The organism is Oleiphilus sp. HI0086 (assembly GCF_001635225.1).
In genome coordinates, this window is the sequence record NZ_LWFZ01000855.1 from 1 (window position 1) to 2,627 (window position 2,627).

At 44.9% G+C, this 2,627-nt stretch carries 3 protein-coding genes; 1 reads left to right on the top strand and 2 read right to left on the bottom strand.

Annotation, left to right across the window (positions count from 1 at the left end):
• On the top strand, positions 1-545 hold a 545-nt coding region (gene rnt, locus A3756_RS15445), incomplete at its 5' end, for a ribonuclease T (protein WP_068553826.1).
• A 54-nt stretch (positions 546-599) separates the two neighbouring features.
• Here rnt and A3756_RS15450 read toward each other — a convergent pair.
• Together A3756_RS15450 and A3756_RS15455 are read right to left on the bottom strand one after the other, a co-directional pair.
• On the bottom strand, positions 600-2,147 hold the full coding sequence (locus A3756_RS15450) for an ATP-binding protein (protein ID WP_068507854.1): 1,548 nt from the start codon (positions 2,145-2,147) through the stop codon (positions 600-602).
• A gap of 51 nt (positions 2,148-2,198) precedes the next feature.
• Positions 2,199-2,627 (bottom strand): winged helix-turn-helix domain-containing protein (locus A3756_RS15455; protein WP_197481331.1); only part of this gene is annotated, 429 nt, incomplete at its 5' end.

The following is a 2,627-nucleotide window of genomic DNA, read 5'->3' on the forward strand; positions in this document are numbered from 1 at the left end:
CAAAAACCGACGCTCTACTAGAAATAGCCGCTGTTATTATCAGCATGAAGACCGATGGCGATCTCTACCTAAAAGAAACTGTACATTGCAATGTAGAGCCTTTTAGAGGAGCAAATCTTGAGGCTTCTGCGCTAGAATTTACCGGAATTGATCCGCACAGCCCTTTTCGTAATGCTCAACCCGAAAAGCTAGCCCTAGATAAAATATTCACACCTATTCGAAAAGCAGTGAAGGAAACTGGCTGTACACGAGCTGTACTTGTGGGTCATAACGCAACCTTTGACCACAACTTTGTCTTTGCCGCAGCAGAAAGAGCCAATATTAAGCGCAACCCTTTTCACCCCTTTTCGACATTTGATACAGCAACGCTGTCGGGTTTGGCATATGGCCAAACCGTTCTCGCAAAAGCCTGTGGAGCGGCAGGAATTGAATTTGATGGGAAAGCCGCTCATACCGCAAAGTATGATACGGAGAAGACAGCAGAACTATTCTGCAAGATAGTCAATAAGTGGCAACACCTCGGCGGCTGGCCCCTGTCCTCTTAAGCACTTTCTACTAAGATAAGCCAGACAGCAGCTGCGCGCTTCAGATATCGCCACCTAGGGTTTGTTCGTCTGGCTTTGTTTCCTGGGCCATACCAAACTAAACTTCGCTCCACCCATATCACTTCTGCCCAAGAAGGCTTGCCCCCCATGCCAATAAAGAATACGGCGTACAATTGACAAGCCTAGGCCATAACCCCCTGAAGCACGTGTGCGACTATCGTCCAAACGCGCAAACGGCGTAAAGACAGACTCCCAATCTTCCTCTGGAATACCAGGGCCATCGTCTTCAACATCTACACGACATGTCTCTGCATCAAAAGAGCAAACAACTTTTACCCTTCCTTGAGCATAGCGTGTCGCATTACCAACAAGGTTTTGAATCGAACGATGTATATAACGTGTTTCAACCTCTGACATTTTCCATACATCAGAGCCCTCTTTAAACTCAGAGAAAATACTCATATCTGGCTTAACAAGGCCTTGCTCGGAAACAACTTGATCAACAATTGCGCTAATATCAGCTTCCTGAAATGCCAAGATTGGCCCGCCCTGCTCAAGTCGAGCATAGGTCAATATCTCATCAATTAATTCGTCAAGCTCCTGAATATCGCCATCGATCCCCTTTACTTGCTTTTGCAATGCTTCCTCGGAGGGACAGTCTTCAATCATTTGTACACCAAAGCGTATTCTAGCAACAGGGGTTCTAAGCTCATGCGATACAGCATGGATCATTTCTTTCTGCACATACATCAGGCGCTGTATATGGTCGGCCATACTATTGAAAGCACCACCTAAGCGACTGATCGCATCTTCACTTCCCGCCCCGGATACACGAGCATCTAGCTCACCTCGCGAAATACGACTTGCCGCTGTTTCAATAGAGCGTAAACGGCGACTGAACCCCTCTACCAGGTAATAAACAAAGAGCATAAGCACTGCAACACACAGGGAAACCAGTGCAACGAACAAAATAAATGAAAAACCGGAGAACACTTCACCATACTCTAGACGAAGCAGTTCTCCGCTCTTCAAGCGCACATAACTAAATAAACCATCTTCATCAAGACCGTCATGAAAACCCTGTTTGGCAATATCATTTAATACTAACTGAGAACTTACCGAACTCGTCTCTTCCAATTTAGCAATCGAGACATTAAGCAGTGATTCAATGCTTTCAAGCTTGCTCAACTCCGTCGCATCAACCAGTAATTCGCTTACAAGAAGACGAAAAAGTGCTGAAAACTGCTTATCGCGCAAAGACTCAAAAACTAACAACTGCTCGCTAGAATTTTGCTGCTGGATAATCGCTCTAAGGTAGTCACCTTCCAGGGACACAAGCAGTCGTCCATACATCAAACGCTCTTGCTCTACCGCACTTAGACCTAATGATTCATAATCAGATAGGTAAGTATGTTCAGGCAGCTTTGAATGATCTTCACTGATTACACGGGATAGTTCGGTCATAGGAGTAACCAGCAAATCATGCCAGTAGTGCTCTTCCCTAACCTGATTAGAGACTTTAACCAGACCAAGACTAAAAAGGCCTAGCACAGTGATCACTGAAACTAGGCCAATAAAAATACGAATTAGAATTTTCTTCAAAACCAAAACTCTTTAAATAATTTGGCAAGCCGAGCTTGAGAGACTTATAAACTAAGCCTCTTTTACAAACAAATAGCCCTTGCTTCGAACTGTCTTGATCCTTCGTGGGTGAACCGGATCATCACCTATTTTCGGACGAATTCTAGAGACTCGAACATCAATCGAACGATCTTGACCATCATATTCGATACCGCGCAAGTTAGTAAAGATTTCTTCACGGCTCAGCACGTTACCTGCATTACTGGATAATAACCAAAGTAAGTCAAACTCTGCACTGGTTAAATCGATACTTTCATCGTCCAACCATGCCTCTCGCATTGAGCTATCAACAACCAGGTTGTTAAATACCAAGCGGGTCGCATCAGCTGCCTGACCTGACTCTGCACCAGCATCTGATGATTGGTCAACATGCTCATTAATCCGACGAAGTAAGGCGCGAATTCTTGCTAGCAGAACCCTAGGACGAACAGGCTTAGACAT